Here is a 20,512-nt window from a genome sequence, read left to right on the forward strand (position 1 = left end):
GGAACACGTCCATGAACAAGCTCATGTGATTTTTCGATCTTCAAGGCCTCGTGACATGACAGCCCGTATCTTCAAGCCCGCCAAGAACGCCATGCAGTCCGGCAAGGCCAAGACCAAGGAATGGCAGCTCGATTACGAGCCGGAAAAGCCGCGCGTCGTCGAACCACTGATGGGCTGGACCAGCTCGGCCGACATGAAGCAGCAGGTGACCCTGCACTTCCATACCCGCGAGGAAGCCGTGGCGTATTGCGAGGCCAACGGGATCGCCTATCAGGTGCAGGAGCCAAAGGAATCAGTTCGCCGGCAGGTCGCTTACGCGGACAACTTCGCATTCCGCCGCAGCGAGCCCTGGACGCACTGAGTTCGGATAAATTTCGGGAAACAAAAAAACCGCGCGAGCCTGTCTCGCGCGGTTTTTTGTTGTATCGCGTGCGCGAACCGCGCCGCTAACGGGCTATTTCCCCGGTCCCATCAGATAAGTAGGCAACCAAGTGGCGATGTCGGGGAAGATGCACAGCACGATGATTGCGAGGAACATGCAGAGCACATAGGGAAGTGTTCCCCACATCACCTTCGCGAGAGGCACGTCCGGCGCGATCGCGTTGACGATGTAGATATTGAGGCCGACCGGCGGGTGGATGAGGCCGATCTCCATGTTGATCGTCATAATGACGCCGAACCAGATCGGATCAAACCCGGCTGCCGTAATGATCGGCAACAGGATCGGGCTCGTCATCAAGATAATCGCGGCAGGCGGAATGAAGAATCCGCAGACCAGCAGGAAGATGTTGATGAGGAGCATCAACACCCACTTGTTGGCGTGCATGTCGGCGATGCCCTGCGCGAGCGTCTGTGTGAGGTAGAGCGATGTCAGCATGTAGCCGAACAAAACCGCCGCTGCGATGATCGTGAGGATCATCACCGACTCGCGCATCGTGTCTCGCAGGATGTGCCAGATTTGCGCTGGCGTCCAAAGCCTGTAGATCATGATCGCAAGAACGAGACACATCGCCGCTCCGACACCCGCCGCTTCCGATGGGGTCGCTATGCCGCCATAGAGCGCGTACATCACGCCGGCGATGATGAAGAGAAACGGCGAGATCTTCGGGACGGCTTCGAATTTTTGCTTCCATGAATAACGGAAGCCTGCGGCATGCGATCTGAAGCCTTTGCGCCAGATCGCGAATATCGTCCAGATCATGAAGAATCCGGTCAGCATCAGGCCCGGAACAATGCCGGCAATGAACAGTCGCCCGATCGAGGTCTCGGTAGCGATGCCATACAGGATGAAGGTGACCGAGGGCGGGATCAGAATGCCAAGCGTGCCACCGGCGCAGATCGAGCCGGTCGCGACCTCATCCGGATAACCACGCTTGCGCATCTCCGGGATGCCCATCTTGCCGATCGCGGCGCAACAGGCGGGCGACGAGCCGGTGAGCGCCGCGAAGATTGCGCAAGCGCCGAGGTTGGAGACGACGAGGCCGCCCGGAAGACGATAGAGCCAGCGATCGAGCGCTTCATAAAGATCCTTGCCCGCAGGAGAGGATCCGATTGCCGCGCCCATCATCACGAACATTGGAATAGCCACGAGTGTGAATTCGTCGAGGCCGGACCAGTAGGTTTCGGCGACAACATGCAGGGCGTCGAAGCCTTGAAAGGCGACAAGAAACACCACGGCAATCGCCCCGAGTCCGAATGCCACCGGGATTCCCGACAGCAGGACCAAAATCGTTGTGACGAGAACCAGCGAACCTTGGATTGCAGGACTCACGGCGTCTCTCCCAAGGCTTCACGGGCATGAGCGCGCGCGACGTCTTCAGCATCCTCCTTCGCCGCCATGCCGAACGGCGGCGTACGGTGAGTGATGACGGATAGTAAATCGGCGATGTATTGCAGCAGCAAGATGCCGAGGCCGATCGGCATCGCAAAGTAGGGCGCCCACAAAGGCGCACGCCAGACCGTGTCGGAATGCCAATCCTGCACCCAGGATTCATGCCAGTACATCGTGGTCAGGACGAACAGGATCAGGACGAAACCAAGAGCCAGGCTTCCGGTGGATACGGCAAGCCAGTAACGCGTCCGCGGCGACACATGCAAAGGCACGAGATCGACGTTTACATGCCCCCGGGTCAACAGCACATAGCCGCTGCCAATAAAGGTCGCGGCCACGATCAGGTAGGTGACCATGTCGATCTGCCAGATCGTGTTGAGATTCAGAACGTAACGTTCGACAACAAGATCGCAGATGACGAGAACGGCCGCACCGATCATGAGGGCCGCGATCAGGCCCGTCACGCGCGACAAGAATGTCACCGCTCGAATGTATGAGTCCAACATCCCCAGATTCCAGTCGGAAGGCAGTTGTGTGAAGAGGGCAATGAAATGCCGGCCGGCGATATTCGCCGGCCGGTTCGTTTGCGAGGCTTACTTGACCGCGAGTGCTTCGTCGATCAGCTTCTGACCGTTCGGAACACTCTTTGCGAATTTTTCGTAGGACGTTTTCTTCGCTTCTTCGAGCCAGAGCTTGTACTCATCGTCGGACAACGTGACGACCTTGGCGTTATGATCGCGGAAGGCCTTGAGGGTTTCCTCGTTCATGGCATCGGCCTTGCCTTCATAGTAGGCTTGCGCCTTCTTGCCGGCGGCGATGATCACGGCCTGCTGTTTCTTGTCGAGCCTGTCGAAGCTCTTCTTCGACATCAGAACCGGCTCGTACATAAACCAGAGCGCGTTATTGCCCGGAGCAGTCAGGCACTTCGCCACTTCATAGAGACGCATGGAGCCGAAGCTGCCGAGGCTCGTATCGGTGGCGTTGATGACGCCCGTCTGGAACGCGTTGTAGATTTCGTTCGAGGGCGGGCTCACGATGCTCGCGCCCGCCGACTGCCACATGGCGGCGAAAGTCGGGCCGGCTGCGCGGACTTTCAAGCCCTTCAGGTCGGCAGGCTTAGTAATGCAGCCATCCTTCGCCGCGAGGCCGCCCGCGAACCATGCGTCCGATAGCACGATGACATTGTGCTTCTCGATCTCGGCGCGGATATCCTTCATGAACTGCGAGTCGTTGATGCGCTTTGCGCGCTCCTGACTCCGGATCAGGCCAGGCATCAGAGTTGCGCTGAACACCGGCACCTTGCCGCTGGCGTAGTCGAGCGGAAGGAGGGTGATGTCGAGCTGGCCGTTGACCATCGCGTTCCACTGTTCTTTTGGCTTGAACAGCGAGGCGCCCGGATAGACCTGAATGTTCAGGCCCACATTCGCGTCTTTCGCTTCCTGGGCGATCATCTGCACCATGTCGTCACGAACGTCATGCTTGCCGCCCGGGAACTGATGCGATGCTTTCAGGGTGGTCTCGGCATTACAGGCGCCGGAAATTGCAATGGCGGCTACGCCCGCCAGGATCGCGTAGAACTTCATACATTCCTCCCTTGGTGTGTTGTGTTTTTATGGCAGCATAACGTGAGCTCTTGGCCGCTTGTCAAAGACAAGATCGGGCAATCGCAAATATCGAAGCTGGGGTGATGCCTAACCGGCCCGGATCAGATCTGCGGCGCATCCGGCCGCGGACATCCCTGACGCAAGAGCGTGGCGACGTGTAAGCATGTTTCTCTCCCTGACCTTTTATTTCGCTTTCTTATTTTGCATGCAGTCTAGCAGGAAGGTTCACGGCGCGAAGCTCTTTTGATTCAGCCATTGGTATGGTTCTAGTGGTTCGTAACGTGCTGTGGCAGCATATGTTTGCGGCAGCGCACCAATGTGAAAGCCCTTCGAGCAGACGGAAGCGACGTGATAGAGGCCGACAAATACGACGCGCTGCGCGACTACCTGAAAGAGCGCACGGAGGCGGAGCTGGTGCTGTCCTTCGAGCAGATCGAGTCGATTCTCGGCTTTGCCCTGTCGCGCAGCTCGCAGCGCGCCCGCTGGTGGGAGAAGGAGCGCAACCCGCAGGATGCGATGCCGCAACGCAATGCCATTCGCGACGGCGGTTATGAAGCGACCCGGCTGCCGGACGGCACGGGTGTCCGTTTCCGCCGGATCGGTTTGAAGCGAACCTGGCGTTAGAGGAGGTGGGAGGACACGTCCGCTCCCGGCAAAAAATCGTTCAAAAGCAGGGTGGCGGTTACTGGCGGTTCAGTCCTCGGGTGGTATGAAACCAGCACGGTCCCGTAGCTCAACTGGATAGAGTAGCGGATTTCTACTCCGCGGGTTGCAGGTTCGAATCCTGCCGGGATCGCCAGTTGTCTAAAATAAAAAAGCTATTGGTTTCAATGCGAAAGAGAGATCGGTCGCGCTTCTTGTAAAACCTTGAATAAGGCTGCCCTCACTGCCAGCCCGCTGGCAATGATGCGGTGGTTTGCACGATCAGCGGATGAACGACCAGTTCTTGTAGAACATGGTTTTCAGCGATCCGGAAATGAAGGCTGCAATGTCGACGGCGCGGTCGAACATGCCCTGCGCGCGGTTCGGGCGCACGATATCCATGAAGAGGCAATACCGCACCTGATCGACATCATTGATGGAGCAATGGAAGAAGGTGTCGTCGAAGATAAACAGCGGATCATCGACCCAGTAATGAATCTTGTCGTCGGCCTGAATGTACACGTCGCGGCTGTTGATCGGGTCGAGGTTGCACAACACGCGGAAGGTCAGGCGCAGAGGGCCGAAATGCCAGGACGTGCGCTCGCGGGTATTGAAGACCGAAATCGCGACGGTTTTGATGAAGCGATGCTCGCGTTCGAGCTCCGGGATCCGGATCAGGCTGGGCTGGGGCTTGTTGAACCAGCGGAAGGTGAGCATGCCGCGCTTGCTGGTGCCGAGCGTTTCCGCCACCCGCTGTTTCACGAGATCGCCGTTGACGCGGAATGCTGCCACGCAGGCCTCGATTTCGGCGCGATGCTCCGGCGGTAGATCCTGCAGCTTGAAGACGCCGATATTCTTCCGGGAAAAGAGGTCGATCAGCAGATTGAGCGGCGACAGCAGCCAGGTCAGGATGCCGTTGCCCATGAAGTATTTTTCGACAAGCTCATAAGTGACCTTGTGATGGCGGGCGACATCGAGCGCTCCGCAGATCAGATAGAACACCAACAAATAGGGCACAAAATAAAGCCCGGCGAGGATGACGACGGCAAAAATGCCAAGGCGGCGTAACCGCTTCCGGGTACCCTTATCCATGTTCTGTACTCTCACGCTGCACGGTTCGAGCCCGGCGTTCGCCGTTCTGGCGGCTCACGATACCGGCAAGCCCGCTTCCGTTATCGGAGTAAAGGCGGCTTGGCGAACAACAAAATCTTGAAGTGACACTTAAAATGACGGGATGACAGCACCGGCGATGAGGACCGTAAGGCAACACTTGCGGCATTTGTGCAACGCCGCTGGGCCGGGCTGATTGTCGGCTAAGTGGTTTCATCGTATGCGAAACTCATGACCGATTTGGTGCAGCGCCGCGGATTTGGCCGGCCTCCAGCCCCGGAAAACGAGGGCCGGGGGCTGACACCCTTGCTCGATGCCGTCTCGGGCAGCCACATCCGTGCGGTCGCGTTCCTCATTGTCTGCGGGTTTCTGTTTTTCCTGCCCGGCCTGTTTCACATCGGACCGATCGACCGTGACGAAGCCCGCTTCGCGCAGGCTTCCAAGCAGATGGCGGAAACTGGCGATCCGGTCGATATCCGCTTTCAGGACGAGGTCCGCTACAAGAAACCGGTCGGAATCTACTGGCTGCAGGCCGGCGTGGTGAAGACCGCCGAGAAACTCGGCCTGCCACGGCCGGAAATCCGGATTTGGCTGTACCGCGTTCCCTCCTTGTTCGGCGCGATCGGTGCAGTGCTCCTGACCTACTGGACGGCTCTGGCTTTTGTCACGCGGCGGGGCGCCGTGCTGGCGGGCCTCCTGATGTGCAGTTCGGTGATGCTCGGCATCGAGGCGCGACTTGCGACGACCGACGCGGTATTGCTCTTCACCACGACGGCGGTGATGGGCGCGCTTGCGCGGATCTATCTGTCCTGGCAGCGGGGCGAAGCATTCGAGAGGGGCGCGTGGGCATTGCCCACGATCTTCTGGACGGCGATGGCTGCAAGCGTGTTGGTCAAGGGACCACTGATTTTCCTGATCGCGGGTCTCACTATCGCAGCTCTCGGCTTTCTCGACCGTTCGGTGCAGTGGCTGCGGCGCCTGCATCCGGTACCCGGCGTACTCTGGATGCTGCTCCTGATCCTGCCGTGGTTTGTCGCGATCTATCTGAAATCCGGCGACAGCTTTTTCGTGAACTCGGTCGGCGGCGACATGCTGAGCAAGGTTGCGTCGCCTCAGGAATCGCATGGCGCACCGCCTGGCCTTTACTTCGTTCTGTTCTGGGTGACGTTCTGGCCGGGCTCGACGCTTGCGGGCGTGGCTGCGCCGGCGGTATGGCGCGCCCGGCGGGAACCGGGTGCGCAGTTCCTGCTGGCGTGGCTGGTGCCGTCCTGGATCGTGTTTGAACTCATCATCACCAAGCTGCCGCATTATGTGCTGCCGATGTACCCGGCGATCGCGATCCTGATCGTCGGAGCGCTGCAAAGTCACGCGTTGTCGCGCTCGGCCTGGATCGTGCGCGGCGCGGCATGGTGGTTCGTGTTTCCGGCCATGGCCTCGGTCGCGGCCGTCGTTCTGGGAATCTCCGTCCTGAAGCAACCGGTGTTCGCCGCATGGCCGTTCGCGGCCGCGGCCATGGTGTTCGGCCTGTTCGCGTGGTGGATGTATGACGAGGCCCATGCGGAACGCTCCGTGCTCAACTCGGTGGCTTCCTCGCTCGCGCTGAGCGCCTGCGTGTTCGGCATCGTGCTGCCCGCGCTGACGCCGCTGTTTCCAAGCGTGCAGATCGCGAAGGCGCTGCGCAGCGTCGAGTGCAAAGGGCCGCTGGCCGCTGCCGCCGGTTATCAGGAGCCGAGTCTCGTTTTCATGGTCGGCACGCGGACCCTGCTGACCAACGGCACAGGCGCCGCCGACTTCCTGCAACAGGGAAGCTGCCGCTTCGCATTGGTGGAATGGCGCGAGGAGAAAGCTTTCGCGCAGCGCGCCGAGGCGATCGGGCTGCATTACGCCATCGTGACGCGGATCGAGGGCTACAACATCTCGCAGGGACGAGAGGTCTCCGTCGCGGTGTTCAGGTCGGATATCGACGATGAGTGACGTGGCCGTGTCGCGTGACACCCCATGAGTACGCTTTCGCAAACCGTGATGCTGGCAGGCCAGAGCGTAGCCCGGCTGTTCGGGCCGCCCGCGCATTCGCGCCGTTTCGATGCGCGCCGCCGGCTTGCGCGCCATTGGCTCTGGACGGTGATGCTGGGCGGCATTTCCATCATTGCATTGATGGCTCTCGTCGATGCGCCGGAAATTCGCCTGATGCCCCCGCGTGGCACGGCATCGCTGTGGCCGTTCCGGATCATGACCGATTTCGGCAAATCCGCTTACGTGCTGGCAGCCCTCGGTCTCGGCACGTTGCTTGTTTTTGTGTCGAGCGCCTTCTTGAGGGATACCGCGCGAACCAGAATGATCGATCTGTCCCGGCGACTCGCTTTTCTCTTTCTTGCAGTTTTGATTCCGGTCGAAGCCGGTGAAGTCCTGAAAGGCATCATCGGGCGTGGACGTCCCTTCGTCGGCGGGGCGGCGGATGCGTTCCATTACTCCCATTTCACCTGGAACGAGGCCTATGCGAGCTTTCCCTCGGGCCATGCAATCACAGCCTTCGCACTGGCTTTCGCTCTTGCCTCGCTGGCTCCGAAATGGCGGATCGCGATCTGGGCTTATGCCCTGATCATCGCGATGACCCGGTTGGTCCTGCTGGCGCATCACCCGAGTGACGTGCTGGCGGGGGCGCTGGTCGGCATTCTTGGCGCGATGGCGGTGCGCTATTGGTTCGCCGCGCGCCACCTCATTTTCACGATCGCCCCGGACGGAGCCATCAGGGAAGCGCGGGGCGGCTCCGCAGACGGCTGAAAGGGGTTGCCCACTGGCGGAACGCCCCATAAAAGGCGCCGGACGCACCGGGATTTTCCAAAAGCCCCGCGTCGGACCACAGATCGATGGACCAATGACCGAAGCATCGCCGACCGAAGCACCGTCTTCCATGAGCAACGTCGCACCGGCGGTATCGGTCGTCGTTCCCGTCCGCAACGAAGAAAACAATATCGGACCGCTGATCGACGAGATCGACACGGCACTCGGCAAGCAGTGGGCCTACGAGATCATCTATGTCAACGACGGCTCGTCCGATGCGACCGGCGAGCGGTTGCTGGAGCGCATGAAGGCGCGCAGCAATCTGCGCCAGATCCGCCATGAGAAATCCGCCGGCCAGTCGGCCGCCGTGCGCACCGGCGTCCGTGCCGCGCGCGGCAGCATCGTGGTGACACTGGATGGCGACGGACAGAACAATCCCGCGTTTCTTCCGGCGCTAATCCTAGCGATCGAGCAGGGCGAGGGACGCGTCGGCCTTGCTGCGGGACAGAGGGTCGGACGGCAGGATACCACGTTCAAGAAATGGCAGTCGCGCATCGCCAACGCCGTGCGCAATGCCATTCTCAAAGACGGCACGCGCGATACCGGCTGCGGCCTGAAAGGCTTTCGCCGCGAGGTTTTCCTGGCGCTGCCTTATTTCGACGGGCTGCATCGTTTCCTGCCCGCGCTGGTCCGGCGCGAAGGATTCGATATCGTTTACGTGGATGTGATCGATCGTCCGCGCCGTTCGGGAGTCTCCAATTATGGATTCTTCGATAGGCTGTGGGTAGGACTGATGGATCTCACCGGTGTCTGGTGGTTGATCCACCGTAAGAAGTCGAAGCCGGTGGCGACCGAGGTGCGTTGATGCTGATCCAGTTCGGTCAGGCGTTTCACGACTACATTTACGATGTCTTCGTCGCCAAGTTCGATTTCTGGCTGGCGTTCGGCCTCGTCGCGCAACTGCTGTTCACCGCGCGCTTTCTGGTGCAGTGGATTTCCAGCGAGCGCGCCGGGCAGAGCGTGGTGCCGATGGCGTTCTGGTTCTTCTCGATGGGCGGCGGTCTGATGACGCTGATCTACGGCATCGCCAAGCGCGAGCCGATCATCATCCTCGGCCAGTCGCTCGCGACCGTGATCTACCTGCGCAACATCATGCTGATTATCAAGAACCGCACGCGCGGATCGAAGACGCTCGAAAACTAGACGTCACATTGCCGCGCTGAACGCGGCAAATCCGTTGTCGAAATCAGCCTTCAGATCGTCGAGGTTCTCCAACCCGATATGCAGGCGCAAGGCCGGGCCATCGGGCGCCCATGTCGTCGCGGTGCGATAGTCGCTGCAGTCGAATGGAATGACGAGGCTCTCGAAACCGCCCCATGAATAACCCATGCCGAACAGCGTCAGCGTATCGAGCAGCGCGTCGACGGCCTTTTGTGACGCTGGCTTCAGCACAATGCTGAACAGTCCGCTCGCACCGGTGAAATCCCGCTTCCAGATCGCATGGCCTGGATCGCTTTCCAGCGCCGGATAGAGCACGCGGGCAACTTCCGGACGGGCCTGGAACCAGCGCGCCATCTCCAGCGCGGACGCTTGATGATGCGCAAGCCGCACATTGAGCGTGCGCAACCCGCGCAAGGCGAGAAACACATCGTCCGGTCCGCAGCAGACACCAAGCAGACGAATCGCCTCCCTCACTTTGGGCCACGTTTTGGCATTGGCGGCGATGGTGCCGAACATGATGTCGGAGTGACCGCCGATATATTTGGTCGCAGCCTGAATGCTGATGTCGACGCCCTGATCGAGCGAGCGATGATAGAGCGGCGTCGCCCAGGTGTTGTCGTCGATCACCAGCGCACCCTTGTCATGGGCGACGGCCGCGATGGCGGGAATGTCGCTCATCTCGAAGGATTGCGAACCGGGCGCCTCGACCAGCACGGCGCGCGTGTTCGGTCTGAACAGGCTGACGATGCCGCCACCAATCAGCGGGTCGAAATAAGTTGTCTCGACGCCATAGCGCGCCAGCATCCCGTCGCAGAAACCCCGCGTCGGGCGGTAGGCATTGTCGGTCACCAGCAGGTGATCGCCGGATTTGAGGACCGCGAGGAGGGCGGTGGTGATCGCGGCGACGCCGGAAGGCGCCAGCCCCACACCGGCGCAATTATCGCCCTCGAGCGCGATCAAGGCCTGCTGCAACGCCTTGGTGGTTGGGGTGCCGTGGCGGCCGTACTGGAATTCGCCGCGATGGGCATGCAAATCCTCGGCGCTCGGATAGAGCACCGTCGAGCCTCGCACCACGGGCGGATTGATGAATCCGCGCTGCGCCTCGGTGTCGCGCCCCGCTGTGACGAGGGTCGTGGCAATGCCGTGACGGGAGGGAGTGGCGGACGGTGTCTTGGAGCCGGATGGAGCTTTCATCGCATGCAATAAGGCGGCAGCGGCCCCAAACGTCAACCCCTGCCGCACCCGCTGGAATCACCCCATCCGAGAGATCGGGAACGGCCGCCGCCGATCCGTTGAAGGGGCCGGATATTGGCCAGCCGTCCGGAGACGTGTATCAGGGACGGGCGCGTCCACAGTTGGAGAGGCCTTTTCATGAAATACGGATGGTTCGGTATCGTGATGACCTCGGTATTCCTCGGAAGCCTTTCGCCGGTGAACGCACAGGCGACGCTCAAGGCCGTTCAGGAACGGGGCGTTCTGAGCTGTGGCGTAAGTCAGGGACTGCCCGGATTTTCCGCGCCCGACGACACCGGCAAGTGGAGCGGCCTCGATGTCGATTTCTGCCGCGCGCTGGCGGCTGTCGTCCTGAACGATCCGCTCAAGGTGAAGTTCGTGCCGCTCTCCGCCAAGGATCGCTTCACTGCGCTGCAATCCGGCGAGATCGACGTGCTGTCGCGCAACACAACATGGAGCCTGTCGCGCGATACCTCGCTCGGCCTGAATTTCACGGCCGTGATGTATTACGACGGGCAGGGCTTTCTTGTTCGCAAGGCGCTGAAGGTGAATTCAGCGCTGGAGCTGAACGGTGCGTCCGTGTGCGTGCAGACCGGCACCACCAACGAACAGAACCTCGCTGACTATTTCCGCGCAAATAATATGAAATACGAAGTGGTCGCGTTCTCCACGGCGGATGAAACCATCAAGGCCTACGAGTCCGGCCGCTGCGACGTGTTCACGTCAGACGTGTCGCAGCTTTACGCCGAACGCCTGAAGCTCACGGTGCCGGACGATCATGTGGTGCTGCCCGAGATCATTTCCAAGGAACCGCTCGGTCCCGTGGTCCGCCACGGCGACGACCAGTGGTTCGACATCGTGAAGTGGACGCTATTCGCGATGATCAATGCCGAGGAGCTGAACGTCACGCAGAAGAACGTCGGCGAAATGACCAAATCAAACAAGCCCGAGATCGCGCGGCTGCTTGGCACGGACGGCAATCTCGGCGAACAGCTTGGCCTGACCAAGGACTGGGTGGTGCGGATCGTGAAGGCGGTCGGCAATTACGGTGAATCGTTCGACCGTAATGTCGGCGCCGGCTCCAAGCTGCGGATTTCGCGCGGCCTCAACAAGCTCTGGAATCAGGGCGGCATTCAGTACGCGCCGCCGATCCGCTGATCGCGGGGCGTGACGATGGCAACCGCGCCGCGTCGGCCTCCGTTCCGGCCTCTCGCGCATCTTGCGCGCGCGTTGTCGGGTGGCACGGGCTGGAAGGGCATCGCGGGGCAACTGGCATTCGCGGGCCTGCTTGCGTGGCTTGCATTCGACATCGTCACCAATGCGCAGGACAACCTGCGGGCGCAGCACATTGCATCCGGCTTCGGCTTTCTGTCGGGTACGGCGGGATTCAGCGTCAATCAGGCGCTGATCCGCTATTCGGAAGCCGACACCTATCTGCGCGTATTCGAAGTCGGCCTTCTGAATACGCTGCTGGTTTCCATCATCGGCATCGTGTTCGCCACATTGATCGGTTTTGCCGTAGCACTAGGACGATTGTCGCCGAACTGGCTGCTGGCGCGGTTGTCCGGCGGCTATGTCGAGATCATCCGCAACCTGCCGCTCTTGTTTCAGTTGCTGTTCTGGTATCTCGCGGTGCTGGCGGCGCTGCCCAACCCGCGCCAGAGCCTGTCGATATTCGGCGTCGCATTCCTGAACAATCGCGGATTCGTCGTGCCGCATGTGGTGCCGGAGCAGGGCGCTGGCGTGTTCGCCGTCGCCATCCTCGCGGCGATTGCGGCCTCGCTGCTGATGACGGTGTATGCGCGCAGGCGGCTTTACCGGTTTGGCGATCGGCTGCGGGTATGGCCGTTCGCGCTGGCGCTGCTGGTGGGGTTGCCGTTGCTCAGCATTGCTCTATTCGGCGCGCCGGCGTCGTTCGATCTGCCAGTGCTGCGCGGCTTCAATTTCGCTGGCGGCACGCGGGTCACCCCGGAATTCGTCGCGCTGACGATCGCGCTGTCCACCTACACCGCCGCCTTCATCGCCGAGATCGTGCGCGGCGGGCTTCTCGCCGTGCCGAAAGGACAGATGGAGGCGGGCGCATCGCTCGGCCTGTCGCGGCCCGCGATCCTGCGGCTGGTCATCATCCCGCAGGCGATGCGGCTGATCCTGCCGCCGCTGACCAACCAATATCTCAATCTGACGAAGAATTCTTCGCTCGCGGTCGCGATCGGCTATCCCGACCTGTTCTCGGTGTTTGCCGGAACGACGCTGAGCCAGACCGGGCAGGCGGTGGAAATCATCGCGATGACGATGGCGGTCTATCTTGCGATCTCGCTGATCACGAGCGCTCTCATGAACCTTTATGGCTGGCACATTGACCGGAGCCAGCGCGCATGAACGGGAGCGATACCATTTTCGTTCGCAAAACGCTGGCCCCGGCACGCAAGGCGCCTGTCATCACCACGGGACTAGTCGGCTTCCTGCGCATGCGGCTGTTCAATTCACCGCTCAACATCGCGCTGACGTTTGCAAGCGTGGCGCTCGCATGGCTCATCCTGGAGCCGACGATTCGCTTTCTTTTGATCGATGCGGTGTGGACGGGCGCCGATCGCACCGCATGCCTTGCGGACAAAGCAGGCCATCCGGTCGGCGCGTGCTGGCCGTTCATCCAGGCGAAGTTTACCCAGTTGATCTACGGCTTCTATCCCGAGGATCAGCGCTGGCGCGCCAATTTGACATTCGCGCTCGCGGCACTTCTGCTCGCGCCGCTGCTGGTACCGAAAATCCCCGGCAAGACACTCAACGCCGCGCTGTTCTTCCTAGCGTTTCCGTTCCTCGCGTTTTTCCTGCTGCGGGGCGGCGGTCTGGATGGCTTCGTGTTCTACTGGCTCGCCGAGCTGTTCGGCATGGCATGGAAGCCCTCGCTGTTGCGGTTCTGGCTCGACTTCAGCCTGACGACGACCATCGTGACGGCTGCGGTCATTTTGTTGTGGGGCGGCTGGCCGAATGGACGCCGCGCCGGACTGTCGAGCGCGCTCACATTCGCAGGGATCGCCATCGTGATTGTGGCGTTGCGTCTCGACCAGGGCGGGTTGCCGGTCGTCGATACACGGTTATGGGGCGGCCTGTTGGTGACGCTGGTAGTGTCGATCACGGGGATCGTCGCCTCGATGCCGGTCGGCATTGCGCTCGCGCTCGGGCGCACCTCGCGAATTCCGCTGCTGCGGATCTTTTGCGTCGCCTTCATCGAATTCTGGCGCGGCGTGCCGCTGATTACCGTGCTGTTCTTCGCGACCTACATGCTGCCGCTGTTCCTGCCGGGCGATTTCACCATCGATGCGCTGGTACGTGTGCTGGTCGGCATCGCGCTGTTCGCGGGCGCCTATAATGCCGAGGTGATCCGCGGCGGACTGCTGGCGATTCCGCGCGGCCAGCGCGAGGCGGCGAACGCGCTTGGCCTGTCGTACTGGAAGACCACCGGCCTGATCGTGCTGCCGCAGGCGCTGCGGCACGTGATCCCGGCTCTCGTCAACAGTTTCATCGCCTTGTTCAAGGACACCACGCTGGTGCTGATCGTGTCGTTGTTCGATCTGCTTGGCCAGTTGCGCGCGGCCTTCGCCGATCCGACCTGGGCGACGCCGACGACGCTGTTCACCGGCTTCGCTTTCACCGGCATCATCTACTGGGTGGGCTGCTTTGCGATGTCGCGCTATTCGCTGTTCGTCGAACGGCGCCTCAATGCGCATCGCCAGACCTGATATGGACAACCGCATGGCCGCCGATCCGATCATCCGCATCGAAAATCTGAACAAGTGGTTTGGCGATTTTCATGTGCTGCGCGACATCGACCTTGCCGTGGCGCGCAAGGAGCGGATCGTGATCTGCGGCCCGTCGGGCTCCGGCAAATCCACGCTGATCCGCTGCGTCAACGCGCTGGAGGAATTTCAGGAAGGCAAGATCGTCGTCGATGACATCGAGCTTGGTCCCAATCTCAAGCGTGTGGATGATGTCCGCCGCGAGGTCGGCATGGTGTTCCAGAGCTTCAACCTGTTTCCGCACCTGACGGTTCTGGAGAACTGCACGCTGGCGCCGATCTGGGTCCGCAACATGCCGAAAAAGGACGCCGAAGCGGCGGCTATGAAATATCTCGAACGCGTGCGGATTCCCGAGCAGGCCAATAAATATCCCGGCCAGATTTCAGGCGGCCAGCAGCAGCGCGTCGCGATTGCGCGCGCACTCACAATGAATCCGAAGGTGATGCTGTTCGACGAGCCGACGTCGGCGCTCGATCCTGAGATGGTCAAGGAGGTGCTCGACACCATCATGGACCTCGCCAATGACGGGATGACCATGATTGTGGTGACGCACGAAATGGGCTTTGCGCGCGAAGTCGCCAACCGCGTGGTGTTCATGGATGCGGGGCAAATAATCGAGGTCAACACGCCCGAGGAGTTCTTCAACCACCCGAAACACGAGCGGACGAAGCTGTTCCTGAGTCAGATTTTGCGCTGAAGGTTTGGACGTCGCTCAGACCTTCTCGTAAGGCACGCTGATCTTGCTCGTCTTCTCCAGCCATTCCGGCACCGGCAGGTTCTTCGAACGCATGAAGTCCGGGTTGAACAGCTTTGACTGATAGCGCGTGCCATAGTCGCACAGCACCGTCACGATGGTGTGGCCCGGTCCCATTTCCTTCGCCATCCGGATCGCACCGGCGACGTTGATACCCGACGATCCGCCGAGACAGAGGCCTTCATGTTCGAGCAAATCGAACACGACCGGCACGGCTTCCTCGTCGGGGATCTGGTAGGCGCGATCGACTGGCGCGCCTTCAAGATTGGCGGTGATGCGGCTCTGCCCGATGCCTTCGGTGATGGAGGAGCCTTCGGCCTTGAGCACGCCAGTGGTGTAATAGCTGTAGAGCGAAGCGCCCATCGGATCGGCAATTCCGATCTGTATCTTTGAATTTTTCGCTTTCAGGCCGATGCCTACGCCCGCGAGCGTACCGCCGCTGCCGACCGAACAAACGAAGCCGTCGACCTTGCCGTCGGTCTGTTCCCAGATTTCCGGTGCCGTGGTGTCGATATGGGCCTGTCGGTTGGCGACGTTGTCGAACTGATTGGCCCAGATCGCGCCGTTCGGCTCGCTCTTCGCGACCTGCTCGGCCAAACGGCCGGACAGGCGGACGTAGTTGTTGGGATTGGAATAGGGGGCCGCCGGCACCTCGACGAGCTGAGCGCCGCACAGCCGCAGCATGTCTTTCTTTTCCTGGCTTTGCGTTTCCGGGATGACGATGATCGTGCGGAAGCCGAGCGCGTTGGCGACAAGTGCTATTCCGATGCCGGTGTTGCCCGCGGTGCCCTCGACGATCACGCCGCCGGGCTTCAGCGTGCCGCGCGCGATAGCGTCTCGAATAATGAAAAGCGCAGCGCGATCCTTCACCGACTGGCCGGGGTTCATGAACTCGGCCTTGCCGAGAATGTTGCAGCCGGTCAACTCCGAGGCATGCTTGAGCTTGATGAGCGGCGTGTTGCCGATAGCCTCGATAACGTCTTGACGAATTTGCATGGGACCGCAACAGGATGAATAACGATGCAGTCAACCTAGTCGCCGCCGCGCGGCTCGACAAGCCTGCGAATGGCCATGCCGCCATGCGCGGTTAATGATCCTTGAGAAGTTCTTCGCTAGTGCTCCTTCGCGAGGACAACCTGCCGCACGTCGATGTTGCCCGAGAGAAAGCCCGCCTCGCAGTAGGCGAGGTAGTATTCCCATAATCGCCGGAAGCGCTCGTCGAAACCGAGCGGCATCAGCTTCGGCCATGCGTCGCGGAAATTGTCGCGCCAGGTCGCAAGTGTACGGGCATAATCCTCGCCAAAAATCCGCTCGCGGATGACAGGCACTCCGAACTTCTCGCCGAGCCGTTTCAGCACGCCGGGCGAAGGCAGCATGCCACCCGGAAACACGTATCTCTGAATGAAATCCACTTCCTTGCGATAGGTCTGGAAAAACTGATCCTGAATCGTGATCGCCTGAATGCCGATCAGGCCGCCCGGCTTCAGCCGATCGCGCAATTGCGAAAAATACTCCGGCCAGAACTGTTCGCCGACCGCCTCGATCATCTCAATTGAAACGATACGGTCGTACAATCCACGCTCATCGCGGTAATCCTGAAAACGGATATCCACTTTATCGTCGAGTCCGGCTCTGGCGATCCGCGCCCGCGCGAAATCGCGCTGTTCGGCGCTGATCGTCAACCCCACGACTTTTGCACCGCAATGCGCGGCCGCATATTCGGCGAAGCCGCCCCAGCCGCAGCCGATTTCGAGCAATTCGTGGCCGGGTTGCAGGTCGATGGCTTCGGCCAACCGCCGGTATTTGTTCTGCTGCGCGGCGGTGAGATCCCTGGTGTCGGGTTCGAACAGTGCGGATGAGTAGGTCATGGTCGGATCGAGCCATGCCGAATAGAACTCATTGCCGATGTCGTAATGGGCGAAGATGTTGCGCTTCGCCTGCCGCTTCGTATTGCGGTTGAACCAGTGGCGGACATGCTGAAGAAACCGCGTGAGCGGACGATCCGCCAGCATCGTGCCGCTGAGATCATGATTGACGCAGAACACGTAGAGAAACTGCGTCAGGTTCGGTGTGTCCCATTCCCGCCGCAGATAGCTTTCAGCGATGCCGATATCGCCGGCGCGCAGAAAACGCCAGCCGAATTTGTAATCATGGATCGTCATGGCGGCCGACGGTCCATCCTCGACTCCGCCACAGCGCAGAACGCGACCATCAGGCAGGGTGATGTCGAGCTGGCCGCGCCTGAGCCGGGCTGCGAAGCCGAGCGCGAGGCGCGCCATGCGAGGGATGTCCTGAAGAAGCGTGTCGATATTGGCGGGTGTGAGAGCCGTCGGTTCAGACACTGCACAGTTCATTTTATCCCGCGTCCTCCAGTTAAAAACATGGATTCGTCGTGACGGGGAAAACTGCGGTCAGGAGCGAAGCATCTGAACACGCAGACGATCCCGGCGATCAATTCATCGCGAATTCAGCCTCGCTCCTTTGGGCGCCGGACGCAAGAGGTTCCCGACGAATCGGGCGGCTTCGGCGGTAGGCCCGTAGTCGCACCCATGCGTTTCGCGAGCCCTTCACGAGGATGAACAGCTGGAAGATTTCCGGCCTGTAACCCTAGAACCTTTCCACGTGGGCTGCTGGTCACAATCCAATGAAATGTTGCGAGAATCGGCGATTTTCAGGCCACAAGAGCAGACCTTCGTGCCATTTCCGGGCATAACGGATGCTTGCACATTATTCGGCCCTTCCGGCCGGGGATTGGCAATCGGTTCGGCAGCGGCCTTGCAGGGGATGCGACAACTGGCGCCGGTTTTTAGAGTTCAGCCTTGGAGCGATGCGCTGTCGGCGCACGCGCTGCGAGCCTGTGCGATTTTTACGGCGGCGTTGCTATTGCCCGGATGCATCCTGAAGCAGGACCTGCCGGACCCTGCGTTCGATATTCCCGCCGCATATCAAAAGGACACGACGCCGCTCAAACAGGATGCGCCGCCGTCGCTCGACTGGTGGCGCGGCTTCCGTTCGCCGGAACTGACGGTGCTGATGGAGGAGACCCAGCGGGTTAACCTCGACATCGCGGCCGCGACCGCACGCATCCTTCAGGCGGACGCGCTGGCGCGGACGGCGGGCGCAGCTCTGCTGCCGACGCTCGACGCAAACGCATCCGCCACGCGCTCCAAATCGTCGTCCGGCTTTCTCAATAACGGCACCGCCGCCGCGCGCGGCACGATCAACACCTATTCGACTTCGCTCAGCGCGAGCTACGAGGTCGATTTGTGGGCCAAGAATCGTGACGCGCTGCTCGCGGCTGAGAAAACAGCCGACGCCAACCGTTTCGATCGCGACACCGTGGCGCTCACATCGATGGTGAGCGTGGCCAACGCCTATTTCCAGGTGCTTGCCGCGCAGGATCGTATCGCGACCGCGCAGCGCAATATCGCAAGCGCCCAGCGCATCTACGATGCGATCAAGACTCGTGTCGATGCAGGCACGGGTTCGGATCTCGATCTTGCGCAGCAGGAAAGCCTGCTCGCCAACCAGCGTGCGGCCGTGCCGCCGCTACGCCAGACCCTGACGCAGAACATCAACATTCTGGCAACGCTGGTGGCGCGGCCGCCCGAGCGTGTTCACATCAAGGGCGGATCACTTGCCCGCATTTCGGCGCCGCGCGTCACGCCCGGATTGCCATCGGAGCTTCTTATCCAGCGGCCCGACATTCGCCGTCAGGAAGCACAGCTTGCTTCAGCGACGGCCAATGTCGGCAGCGCGCGGGCGCAGTTCTTTCCAAGCATCCAGTTGACCGGACAAGGCGGCTATCAGAGCTCCGCGCTGTCGGCCCTGTTCATGCCGCAATCGGCTTTCTTCAGTCTGGCGGCCGGCTTGACGCAGCCGATATTCGATGCCGGCCGCATCCAGGCCAATTTCGATTTGACCAAGGCACAGCAGGACGAGTTGTTGCAGACCTATCGCAAGACGGTGATCTCGGCGTTCTCCGATGTCGATACCGCGCTCGATGCCATCAAGCAGACCACGAACCGCCTGCGGCTGCAGCGCATCGTCGTGAAATCGTCCCGGCGGGCATTCGAACTGTCGGAAAAACAGTTGCAGGCAGGCACCGCCGATATCGTGACCGTGCTAAATACGCAGCAGACGCTGTTCACCGCGGAGGACACCTTGCAGCAGGCGCAACTGGCGTGGCTGCAAGCCTATGTCAGCCTGTTTTCAGCCCTCGGGGGCGGATGGGAGCCAAAGACAGTGTTGACGACAACGGAGCCGGCGCATGCTCTTTAAGCCAGGCGAGAACGGCAAGATGAATGAAGGCGTCGCGAGGATCGCCGCCGGTGCACGGCGGCGTACGATGTCGTTGTTCATCGGCCTCGTGATCGTGGCCGGACTCGGCTGGCTTGCCTGGTCGCATTTCTTCGGCGGGAACAATGTAGCGCGCACGCGGCCGGATCTGGCTGTGCCCGTGCTGGCCGCAACACCCAAGGTCGAGGACGTGCCGGTCTATCTCGACGGCGTCGGGCAGGTACGTGCGCTGAACACCGTGACCGTCCGTACCCAGGTCGATGGCAAACTCCTGAAGGTGAATTTCATCGAAGGTCAGGACGTCAAGGCGGGCGATGTGCTCGCCGAAATCGATCCTGTGATCTATCAGGCGCAATACGATCAGGCTGTCGCCAAGAAGGCGCAGGATTCAGCGCAGCTCGCCAATGCGCGGATCGATTTGAAGCGTTACGAGCAGCTCGCTGCTTCCAAGGCCGGTTCCGCGCAGCAGGCCGATACCCAAAGGGCGACAGTCGCCCAGCTCGAGGCGCTGGTGCAGTCCGATCAGGCCGCCATCGACAACGCGCAGGCCACGCTCGGCTACACCAAGATCGTGGCCCCCCTGGCAGGCCGCACCGGCTTGCGTCAGGTCGACCCGGGCAACATCGTCCATGCTTCCGACACCACGGGCGTCGTGGTGCTGACGCAATTGCAGCCGATCGCGGTGCAGTTCAGCCTGCCGCAGCAGGAGATCAACCGCGTCAACGCGGCGTCTGCGAAAGGCACGCTGGCCGTCGATGTGTTTGGCAATGACGGGCGCACTGTCGTCGACACTGGCGTGATGCGCACGATCGACAATCAGGTCGATCCGGCCACCGGCACGGTGAAGGTGAAGGCCGAATTCCCGAACCCGAACCACCAGCTCTGGCCGGGGCAGTTCGTCAATGTCCGTCTGAAGGTTGAAATCCTGCCGAAGGCGCTGACGGTGCCGACATCGGCCGTGCAGCGCGGTCCGTCGGGCACGTTCAGCTACGTCATCGGCGAGAACAACATCGTCACCGCCAAGGCCGTCACTGTGATCCAGCAGGACGAGAACACGGCCGTCATCGCCAGTGGCCTGACGCCGAACGACAAGGTGGTCACCACCGGCTTCGCCAACCTTTCCGACGGTTCGCAGGTGGCGATCGGCACCAACGACAACACGCCGACGCAGGATCTCGCGCCGCGCAAACGGGAGCAAAAGGGCGGGCAGGGCAGCGGGCGGCGTTCTCGATAAAGGGTG

19 protein-coding genes and 1 tRNA gene are annotated in these 20,512 nt (G+C 61.1%); 13 read left to right on the top strand and 7 right to left on the bottom strand.

Annotation, left to right across the window (positions count from 1 at the left end; genetic code table 11):
* The first annotated feature begins 55 nt into the window (after positions 1 to 55).
* Complete coding sequence (locus AFIDRAFT_RS10685; protein WP_009339412.1) at positions 56 to 361, top strand: ETC complex I subunit; 306 nt, start codon at positions 56 to 58, stop codon at positions 359 to 361.
* Between the two features lie 93 nt (positions 362 to 454).
* Here the strand turns inward: AFIDRAFT_RS10685 and AFIDRAFT_RS10690 are convergent, their stop codons facing one another.
* The 3 genes from AFIDRAFT_RS10690 to dctP form a co-directional block, all read right to left on the bottom strand.
* Positions 455 to 1,771, bottom strand: coding sequence for a TRAP transporter large permease (locus tag AFIDRAFT_RS10690; RefSeq protein WP_009339413.1), 1,317 nt, complete (start codon positions 1,769 to 1,771; stop codon positions 455 to 457).
* Complete coding sequence (locus tag AFIDRAFT_RS10695; RefSeq protein ID WP_009339414.1) at positions 1,768 to 2,337, bottom strand: TRAP transporter small permease subunit; 570 nt, start codon at positions 2,335 to 2,337, stop codon at positions 1,768 to 1,770. Before AFIDRAFT_RS10695 ends, AFIDRAFT_RS10690 begins: the two co-directional genes overlap by 4 nt.
* Positions 2,338 to 2,424: 87 nt before the next feature.
* On the bottom strand, positions 2,425 to 3,414 hold the full coding sequence (dctP, locus tag AFIDRAFT_RS10700; protein WP_009339415.1) for a TRAP transporter substrate-binding protein DctP: 990 nt from the start codon (positions 3,412 to 3,414) through the stop codon (positions 2,425 to 2,427).
* Positions 3,415 to 3,783: 369 nt separating this feature from the next.
* Here dctP and AFIDRAFT_RS10705 point away from each other — a divergent pair, with 369 nt between their 5' ends.
* Positions 3,784 to 4,059, top strand: a complete 276-nt coding sequence (locus tag AFIDRAFT_RS10705) for a DUF7662 domain-containing protein (protein ID WP_009339416.1) — start codon at positions 3,784 to 3,786, stop codon at positions 4,057 to 4,059.
* Between the two features lie 98 nt (positions 4,060 to 4,157).
* A tRNA-Arg gene (locus AFIDRAFT_RS10710) sits at positions 4,158 to 4,234 on the top strand.
* A 125-nt stretch (positions 4,235 to 4,359) separates the two neighbouring features.
* Here AFIDRAFT_RS10710 and AFIDRAFT_RS10715 read toward each other — a convergent pair.
* Positions 4,360 to 5,169: an aspartyl/asparaginyl beta-hydroxylase domain-containing protein gene (locus tag AFIDRAFT_RS10715; protein ID WP_009339417.1), complete on the bottom strand. Its 810-nt coding sequence runs from the start codon at positions 5,167 to 5,169 to the stop codon at positions 4,360 to 4,362.
* A gap of 249 nt (positions 5,170 to 5,418) precedes the next feature.
* Here AFIDRAFT_RS10715 and AFIDRAFT_RS10720 point away from each other — a divergent pair, with 249 nt between their 5' ends.
* The 4 genes from AFIDRAFT_RS10720 to AFIDRAFT_RS10735 all read left to right on the top strand — a co-directional run bounded on the left by AFIDRAFT_RS10720 (position 5,419) and on the right by AFIDRAFT_RS10735 (position 9,171).
* Positions 5,419 to 7,161, top strand: a complete 1,743-nt coding sequence (locus tag AFIDRAFT_RS10720) for an ArnT family glycosyltransferase (protein ID WP_009339418.1) — start codon at positions 5,419 to 5,421, stop codon at positions 7,159 to 7,161.
* 24 nt (positions 7,162 to 7,185) lie between these two features.
* Complete coding sequence (locus AFIDRAFT_RS10725) at positions 7,186 to 7,968, top strand: phosphatase PAP2 family protein (RefSeq protein WP_009339419.1); 783 nt, start codon at positions 7,186 to 7,188, stop codon at positions 7,966 to 7,968.
* Positions 7,969 to 8,098: 130 nt separating this feature from the next.
* Positions 8,099 to 8,833 (top strand): glycosyltransferase family 2 protein, encoded by a 735-nt coding sequence (locus AFIDRAFT_RS10730; protein WP_009339420.1) that lies wholly within the window; start codon positions 8,099 to 8,101, stop codon positions 8,831 to 8,833.
* Positions 8,833 to 9,171, top strand: a complete 339-nt coding sequence (locus AFIDRAFT_RS10735) for a lipid-A-disaccharide synthase N-terminal domain-containing protein (protein WP_009339421.1) — start codon at positions 8,833 to 8,835, stop codon at positions 9,169 to 9,171. Before AFIDRAFT_RS10730 ends, AFIDRAFT_RS10735 begins: the two co-directional genes overlap by 1 nt.
* Before the next feature lie 3 nt (positions 9,172 to 9,174).
* Here the strand turns inward: AFIDRAFT_RS10735 and metC are convergent, their stop codons facing one another.
* Entirely contained in the window at positions 9,175 to 10,383 is a 1,209-nt protein-coding gene (metC, locus tag AFIDRAFT_RS10740) for a cystathionine beta-lyase (protein ID WP_009339422.1), read from the bottom strand.
* A 177-nt stretch (positions 10,384 to 10,560) separates the two neighbouring features.
* Between metC and AFIDRAFT_RS10745 the strand changes: the two genes are divergently transcribed.
* The 4 genes from AFIDRAFT_RS10745 to AFIDRAFT_RS10760 are packed head-to-tail and all read left to right on the top strand — an operon-like array spanning position 10,561 to position 14,916.
* Complete coding sequence (locus AFIDRAFT_RS10745) at positions 10,561 to 11,580, top strand: amino acid ABC transporter substrate-binding protein (RefSeq protein WP_009339423.1); 1,020 nt, start codon at positions 10,561 to 10,563, stop codon at positions 11,578 to 11,580.
* 15 nt (positions 11,581 to 11,595) lie between these two features.
* Positions 11,596 to 12,801 (top strand): amino acid ABC transporter permease, encoded by a 1,206-nt coding sequence (locus AFIDRAFT_RS10750; protein ID WP_009339424.1) that lies wholly within the window; start codon positions 11,596 to 11,598, stop codon positions 12,799 to 12,801.
* Positions 12,798 to 14,162 (top strand): amino acid ABC transporter permease, encoded by a 1,365-nt coding sequence (locus AFIDRAFT_RS10755; protein ID WP_009339425.1) that lies wholly within the window; start codon positions 12,798 to 12,800, stop codon positions 14,160 to 14,162. Before AFIDRAFT_RS10750 ends, AFIDRAFT_RS10755 begins: the two co-directional genes overlap by 4 nt.
* Before the next feature lie 13 nt (positions 14,163 to 14,175).
* A complete protein-coding gene (locus AFIDRAFT_RS10760) occupies positions 14,176 to 14,916 on the top strand; it encodes an amino acid ABC transporter ATP-binding protein (protein WP_009339426.1) in 741 nt (246 codons plus the stop codon).
* Positions 14,917 to 14,931: 15 nt separating this feature from the next.
* Here AFIDRAFT_RS10760 and AFIDRAFT_RS10765 read toward each other — a convergent pair whose 3' ends face one another.
* Positions 14,932 to 15,969: a cysteine synthase A gene (locus AFIDRAFT_RS10765; RefSeq protein WP_009339427.1), complete on the bottom strand. Its 1,038-nt coding sequence runs from the start codon at positions 15,967 to 15,969 to the stop codon at positions 14,932 to 14,934.
* 116 nt (positions 15,970 to 16,085) lie between these two features.
* The gene (locus AFIDRAFT_RS10770) at positions 16,086 to 17,327 is read right to left on the bottom strand and encodes a class I SAM-dependent methyltransferase (RefSeq protein WP_433994090.1); all 1,242 of its coding nucleotides are present in this window, start codon (positions 17,325 to 17,327) and stop codon (positions 16,086 to 16,088) included.
* Between the two features lie 430 nt (positions 17,328 to 17,757).
* On the opposite strand from AFIDRAFT_RS10770, the gene AFIDRAFT_RS10775 reads away from it, so the two are divergent.
* Both AFIDRAFT_RS10775 and AFIDRAFT_RS10780 read left to right on the top strand, forming a co-directional pair.
* Positions 17,758 to 19,254, top strand: a complete 1,497-nt coding sequence (locus AFIDRAFT_RS10775; RefSeq protein WP_009339429.1) for an efflux transporter outer membrane subunit — start codon at positions 17,758 to 17,760, stop codon at positions 19,252 to 19,254.
* Positions 19,244 to 20,506 (top strand): efflux RND transporter periplasmic adaptor subunit, encoded by a 1,263-nt coding sequence (locus AFIDRAFT_RS10780; RefSeq protein WP_009339430.1) that lies wholly within the window; start codon positions 19,244 to 19,246, stop codon positions 20,504 to 20,506. The genes AFIDRAFT_RS10775 and AFIDRAFT_RS10780 overlap by 11 nt, the downstream gene beginning before the upstream one ends.
* Positions 20,507 to 20,512 lie beyond the last annotated feature (6 nt).

Origin of the sequence: Afipia sp. 1NLS2, assembly GCF_000178995.1 — a bacterium.
Taxonomy (GTDB): domain Bacteria; phylum Pseudomonadota; class Alphaproteobacteria; order Rhizobiales; family Xanthobacteraceae; genus Afipia.

Excerpts from the sequence above, each read along its gene's own strand:
- AFIDRAFT_RS10685 (WP_009339412.1), top strand. The coding sequence starts at position 56 with ATGACAGCCCGTATCTTCAAGCCCGCCAAGAACGCCATGCAGTCCGGC.
- AFIDRAFT_RS10695 (WP_009339414.1), bottom strand. The coding sequence starts at position 2,337 with ATGTTGGACTCATACATTCGAGCGGTGACATTCTTGTCGCGCGTGACG.
- dctP (WP_009339415.1), bottom strand. The coding sequence starts at position 3,414 with ATGAAGTTCTACGCGATCCTGGCGGGCGTAGCCGCCATTGCAATTTCC.
- AFIDRAFT_RS10715 (WP_009339417.1), bottom strand. The coding sequence starts at position 5,169 with ATGGATAAGGGTACCCGGAAGCGGTTACGCCGCCTTGGCATTTTTGCC.
- AFIDRAFT_RS10720 (WP_009339418.1), top strand. The coding sequence starts at position 5,419 with ATGACCGATTTGGTGCAGCGCCGCGGATTTGGCCGGCCTCCAGCCCCG.
- AFIDRAFT_RS10725 (WP_009339419.1), top strand. The coding sequence starts at position 7,186 with ATGAGTACGCTTTCGCAAACCGTGATGCTGGCAGGCCAGAGCGTAGCC.
- AFIDRAFT_RS10730 (WP_009339420.1), top strand. The coding sequence starts at position 8,099 with ATGAGCAACGTCGCACCGGCGGTATCGGTCGTCGTTCCCGTCCGCAAC.
- AFIDRAFT_RS10735 (WP_009339421.1), top strand. The coding sequence starts at position 8,833 with ATGCTGATCCAGTTCGGTCAGGCGTTTCACGACTACATTTACGATGTC.
- metC (WP_009339422.1), bottom strand. The coding sequence starts at position 10,383 with ATGAAAGCTCCATCCGGCTCCAAGACACCGTCCGCCACTCCCTCCCGT.
- AFIDRAFT_RS10745 (WP_009339423.1), top strand. The coding sequence starts at position 10,561 with ATGAAATACGGATGGTTCGGTATCGTGATGACCTCGGTATTCCTCGGA.
- AFIDRAFT_RS10750 (WP_009339424.1), top strand. The coding sequence starts at position 11,596 with ATGGCAACCGCGCCGCGTCGGCCTCCGTTCCGGCCTCTCGCGCATCTT.
- AFIDRAFT_RS10755 (WP_009339425.1), top strand. The coding sequence starts at position 12,798 with ATGAACGGGAGCGATACCATTTTCGTTCGCAAAACGCTGGCCCCGGCA.
- AFIDRAFT_RS10760 (WP_009339426.1), top strand. The coding sequence starts at position 14,176 with ATGGCCGCCGATCCGATCATCCGCATCGAAAATCTGAACAAGTGGTTT.
- AFIDRAFT_RS10765 (WP_009339427.1), bottom strand. The coding sequence starts at position 15,969 with ATGCAAATTCGTCAAGACGTTATCGAGGCTATCGGCAACACGCCGCTC.
- AFIDRAFT_RS10770 (WP_433994090.1), bottom strand. The coding sequence starts at position 17,327 with ATGAACTGTGCAGTGTCTGAACCGACGGCTCTCACACCCGCCAATATC.
- AFIDRAFT_RS10775 (WP_009339429.1), top strand. The coding sequence starts at position 17,758 with ATGCGACAACTGGCGCCGGTTTTTAGAGTTCAGCCTTGGAGCGATGCG.
- AFIDRAFT_RS10780 (WP_009339430.1), top strand. The coding sequence starts at position 19,244 with ATGCTCTTTAAGCCAGGCGAGAACGGCAAGATGAATGAAGGCGTCGCG.